Genomic DNA, 4275 nt, shown 5'->3' with positions numbered 1-4275 from the left:
ATACACACTATTCGGCAGCAGGGAAGTAATATTCGGAATGGCCGCATCTCTTACCACCTGTCCCCTCCCTCCTTCTATGGCAATCACCAATACCTTCTTTTTAATAGCAGCCGGCAAAGAATCAGTGGTCACCGGATGTTCAAATAACACCGGCTTATTACAACTGCCGGCAAGCAACAGTACACCAGCTAAAACAGGTAATAATAAATATCTCTTCATGTTAAATCTTTAAAGTCACTGATAAATTACGGTAGCCAGGAAACCCCTTCTAAATTCCATCCATGGTCCACCGCAATATGCAGCCAGGATAATAAGGTTGGCATGATATCCACACTCTGCGGCACCGGCGCCGGTATCGCCACATTGCAGAAATCAATTTCCTGCGATACCCATTCCGGCGTATAGTTCAGCGTCAGATCTTTTTTAAACGGACTGGCATCTTTCAGCACACTGCCGGTATTCTCAATTCCTTTCCACCAGCCTATCATCCGCGAATAATAAGGATTGCCGGATTGCACCGTATCACAATGATTGTACTTGCTCATATCCGGCTTTGCCCATACGGTATCCCATATACGAATATTCGCCAGCTGGAAATCGGAGCCACCATCGGTGTATCTGTAGGTGCCGGAAATATCATCTCCCACCACCAGCTTCATAGCAGATTTTGGTGCAAATGGCGATAGATTGTTGAGAGAACTGGTACCTACCTGCAAACCATCCTGGTACATGACTACAGTACCCGGCGCACTGCTCCGGTCTACGGTAACTGCGATGGTATGCCACTGGTTATCCGTAATAGCGGGACCAGTAGCGGTAAGATCCACCCTGGCGCCTCCGGCGCCGTCTCCTGCCTGAAACTTCCATTGGTTACTCCCTCTCGGACACAATAACCAGCCGGCATTATTACCACTGGCCCAGCTCTTGTTACCTATAAAAGGAGGATCACCATCGAAGCCGGCAGTACGGATAGATAATGCCACGGTGAACTTCTTGATGCTATCAAAATTATACAACGGATCTTTCGAATAGCTGTAATCTCCTATCTCTGCATAACGCACAGCTTTCAGTGAATTCAGTGGCGGCACCACTTCCCGCTTCCCAAATTTTGCATTCGAGAAAATGGTAAAAATATTGCGCTCTGCAAAAGAACTGCTGCCCTCACTGTTCCCAATACCACCATGATCGGAGGTAATGATCACCAGCCAGTCTTCCTTATCTTTTGCTGCCCTGCTGTTAATCGCCGCCAGCAAATCACCTACGTAGCCATCTACCGTGGTAATGGCATTCATATACTCGGGTACATCCGATCCGTAGCCATTATTATGTGCAGCTGTTTGTACACTGCTGAACCCTGCTATCACCACATCTGCCGGGTCGGTTTTAATCCGGTTTACGGTAGTGTCACGCACCGCCGCATCGTTGTCCGGCAAACTCACTTTCAGGTCGGCATTGGCAAACAACAGGGTATTTAACTCCGGCCACGATTGCACGGAAACCGTACGCATCTGCGGCGCCAGCGTTTTCAGGTATTTTAAACCAATGGGATAGCGGGTAAAATTGCTGCCCGAAAATGTATTGTCAGTTACGCCGTGTTTATTGCTCCATACGCCGGTCATCAACGACGACCAGGTAGCGCCACTGTTGGTGGGTGCCTGCGTAAGTGCATCAAAACTATAAATGGCATGCGGTAACAACCCCATCATATTAGGCGCCTGCGCTTTACGCAGTGCATCTCCGCGAACGCCTGAAATACCGATGAATAATACCTTCCGCTTTATCACACTATTCACCGGTGCGTTGGTCGTATCTTTAGGATCAATGTCGCCCGGCGGACCTACGACGGCCATTTTTTCTTTGAAACAGGCTGCCAGCAAAATCAGCAAACCAGATAGCAAGGGAAATAATCTTTTCATCATATCTATTAATATCGTAGTAACATAATACGGTTCAGTGGCAGCTGGTCATAGCCTAAAAACCGACCCACCATAATAGTGCCGTTGCCATTCGGTAAATTCAACATGTCCAGCACCATGTTGTCAATTGCTCCCATGGAATTATATCCTTTACTCATCTTTCCATCTTCATCGAGGATGATAGTACCACCGCGTTTCACACCAGAGAATGTATCGAAGAATCCATTCACGAAAATCTTTCCGTTCTTCAGCTGTATGGCCGTAGTGGGACTGCCGTCAGGACCTGCATCCGGACCGGTGCCTACGCTAAAGCCATCATACAACGAACCGTCAGCATTTAACACTGCCAGTCGGTGTGCCTCTTTACCATTCACTTTAGAAAACAAGCCCCCAATAAGATAACGACCATCCTTCAGCGGGGTAAGCATTAATACCCTGTCGTCCGGACCGGCGCCCATATTAAAGGTGGGGTCAATTTCGCCATTAGGGTTTAATCGTACTACCCTACCCGTTAGTTGATTGTGATAGCGGGTGAAAGATCCCGCGAGCAGCATCTTTCCATCTGCCTGTATAATCGCTGTGGCAATAGGTCCATTGGCGCCTTCATAACTGCGGCGGCGACCAGCATCGTAGTTAAACGTAGCGTCAAAGCTGCCGTCTTCATTCAGGCGCATCACGCCTTCCATACGAATACTATCCACCAGGATAGAATCACGCTTTCCATCTACTGAAATACCGCTGTAGTCTCTGCGCATAAAGTAGGAGAAGTTACCTACCAGTACCAGCTTACCACTGTCAGGTGTTTGCAGGATCTTATCGATATTACCATCGAGGTAAGCATTTAATCCGGGCACCGTATCATGGTTACCTAATGCGGTTGTCACTACGGTACTGTCGTACATTCCATTGGGATGCAAGCGTACAATGTTACGTACATAACCGCTTTTAAAACGTTCATCATAATTACTGATGCTTCCTCCAACAATATATTTTCCGGAAGCCTGCACGGCAATGCTGTTAACATAACCGGCAATCCCTTTACCTACTTTAAAATCGCGGTCAAGACTCCCATCCGCATTGATACGTGCCAGTCCGCGGTAGCCGTTTTTAGCGCCGGAGTTATCGTAGTCTTCAAAGTCGCCTCCAATAATATATTTACCACCGGGTACAAAAGAAATGGTAGACACGAAATTTTTCGCGGCACCGGGTACCGAATGAAATAAAGGATCAATAGTAACGGGACCGGTTACACGAAAAGAAGGTCCGGCAAACAGTTGTCGTTTTACGGTAAGGGAAATAATACCCGTGCTGGCATTTTCCGGCACTTTGGCGGTAATAGTGGATTCTGTTACGCTGGTAATATCTCCGGGTGCATCATTAAATTTGATGACCATTGCACTATCCTTGTACTTCAGAAATCCGCTACCGGTAATGGTTACCGTGGTGCCTATACTACCGGTAGCCGGCGCAGCAGTCGTTTTATCAATCTTGATATTCAGGGGCTCTTTAGCATCTGCGTAAGGATCTTTTCCTGTATACTGATCCTTTTTGCAGGCAGCGCATAACAGCAACAGCAATGCACCACCCCACTGTGAAAGTCTTTGTATGTTCATCATGATAAATGCGTTACTTTAAATATTCCTTCACCAGGTTGGCAAAGGCGAAGCTGTCAAATCCCAATATATGGCTGGCATTCAATACATGCACAACGCCGTTGCGGGTTTGCATATCAGAGCTGGCCACCGTAGCCACGATATTCGTCGGCTTTTCCAGGCTGCCTATATCCGTTAATACCAGGGTGCGTGGACCTACGTCGCGGGTACCGTTGTAATCGGAAAATACCACGCCCAGGTTCATCACATAGCCTTGCCAGGATTCCAGGTTCATGCCTGGGTATAGCTCCTGTTGTGAAAACTGAAATCTCGGCACGTCCTTCAACAGGTATTTATCACGGAATATATACCGGGAGAGAAATTTTTTCCATACGGCTGCCGGCACCTCGGTCAGTTTCAACGAATCCTGGAAATTCTGGTAGCGATCAAAATTGATCACATTCATGGCTTGCATCACCGCATAATCGGTGGGGGCAAAAAAAGTAACCGCAGAATCCCGGATCACTGATTCCAGGCCAGCCAGCTGCACGATGGTAACAACCGTATCAAAGTAATAAGGCTTGGATTGCAGATATTCGAAACTGGAGCCGGCAAATTTTCCCTGCTGTAATCCTGAGTCATTATAGTAATCCTTTTTACAGGCGCTGAAGCTCACTGCCAGTATTAGCAGCAGCAATGCGATGCAGCCTGTTCTTCCGGGTGATAGTTTGGCAGTGATCATTTTGTCCAGTAGGTATTTAAAGTGA

At 47.4% G+C, this 4275-nt stretch carries 4 protein-coding genes; all 4 read right to left on the bottom strand.

Translation table 11 applies throughout. The annotated features are described in order from the left end of the window. Positions 1–219, bottom strand: a 219-nt coding sequence (locus VIP81_RS32115) for a hypothetical protein (RefSeq protein ID WP_331971865.1), incomplete at its 3' end; no start/stop codon positions are given. A 26-nt stretch (positions 220–245) separates the two neighbouring features. After that, the gene (locus tag VIP81_RS32110; RefSeq protein WP_331971862.1) at positions 246–1916 is read right to left on the bottom strand and encodes an alkaline phosphatase family protein; all 1671 of its coding nucleotides are present in this window, start codon (positions 1914–1916) and stop codon (positions 246–248) included. An 8-nt stretch (positions 1917–1924) separates the two neighbouring features. Beyond that, positions 1925–3532 (bottom strand): DUF5008 domain-containing protein, encoded by a 1608-nt coding sequence (locus VIP81_RS32105; protein ID WP_331971859.1) that lies wholly within the window; start codon positions 3530–3532, stop codon positions 1925–1927. Positions 3533–3542: 10 nt separating this feature from the next. Then, positions 3543–4275, bottom strand: a 733-nt coding sequence (locus VIP81_RS32100; RefSeq protein ID WP_331971856.1) for a fasciclin domain-containing protein, incomplete at its 5' end; no start/stop codon positions are given.

The sequence above is a fragment of the Chitinophaga sp. genome (assembly GCF_036566945.1).
GTDB lineage: Bacteria > Bacteroidota > Bacteroidia > Chitinophagales > Chitinophagaceae > Chitinophaga.
This window is presented reverse-complemented; position numbering and strand designations above follow the sequence as displayed.

Bases quoted from the DNA above. Each gene is read 5' to 3' on its own strand.
- VIP81_RS32110 (WP_331971862.1), bottom strand. From the start codon at position 1,916: ATGAAAAGATTATTTCCCTTGCTATCTGGTTTGCTGATTTTGCTGGCA.
- VIP81_RS32105 (WP_331971859.1), bottom strand. From the start codon at position 3,532: ATGATGAACATACAAAGACTTTCACAGTGGGGTGGTGCATTGCTGTTG.